The 663-nt window shown below is 57.6% G+C and carries 1 pseudogene; it reads left to right on the top strand.

Going from position 1 to position 663, the window contains the following annotated elements:
- Positions 1 to 411: 411 nt before the first annotated feature.
- Positions 412 to 663 (top strand): annotated as a pseudogene (locus tag ACDELDRAFT_RS25930) (hypothetical protein); the annotation flags it as partial.

The following is a 663-nucleotide window of genomic DNA, read 5'->3' as shown; positions in this document are numbered from 1 at the left end:
GATCCAACTGTGAGATAGGCAAGCGATCCAAAGGCTCCTTCGGGAGCCTTTTTCGTTCTGCACAGATGGAGCTCAACGCGGTTGGATCATGTGAACAACCGCCATACACCACACGCTGCAGAAATTTTTACGGCAGACAGAGAAGACTGCCTACGTCCTTGGACAGCGAGCGCTTGAAAGCTTTCAGGCGGCCAACAGCGGTGACAAATGTTTTCACCTGGAACCTACCCCCACTTGGATAATCTAAAAAGCCTTTGGTCATGCAGGAGCCCCCTTTTGGGGATCCATGCCATCACTCAAGAGTTGATAGAGCAATACTGGTTTGGCGCCAGAACATCGCCACGACAGCGGCACATGACATGTGCCATGCACACATTTGCAACGCTTCAAACGGAGCACCAAGGCATCCCCATGGACACTCCAATCACTCGCAAGCAGGTTTTCCGCAGCAATTCTTACAAGCGGCTCTCTGGCCTGTTTTTCCTGGTCGCCCTTTCGGCTTGCGGAGGCGGAGGCGGCGGCGACAACATGGCTCCAGCTCCAGCGCCGGCTCCGGCTCCGGCTCCAGCGCCGGTGGCCCAGGGGCCATTCAGCTGCGCAGCCGGTGCCATCACCTGCGTGGAAGTGGCATCCACCAGCTCCCAGGCGCAGGCCAGCCTGCCT

Source organism: Acidovorax delafieldii 2AN, from assembly GCF_000175235.1.
Taxonomy (GTDB): Bacteria; Pseudomonadota; Gammaproteobacteria; order Burkholderiales; family Burkholderiaceae_C; genus Acidovorax; species Acidovorax delafieldii_B.
The sequence above is the reverse complement of the archived record's forward strand: the minus strand, read 5'-3'. Positions and strand labels throughout refer to the sequence as shown.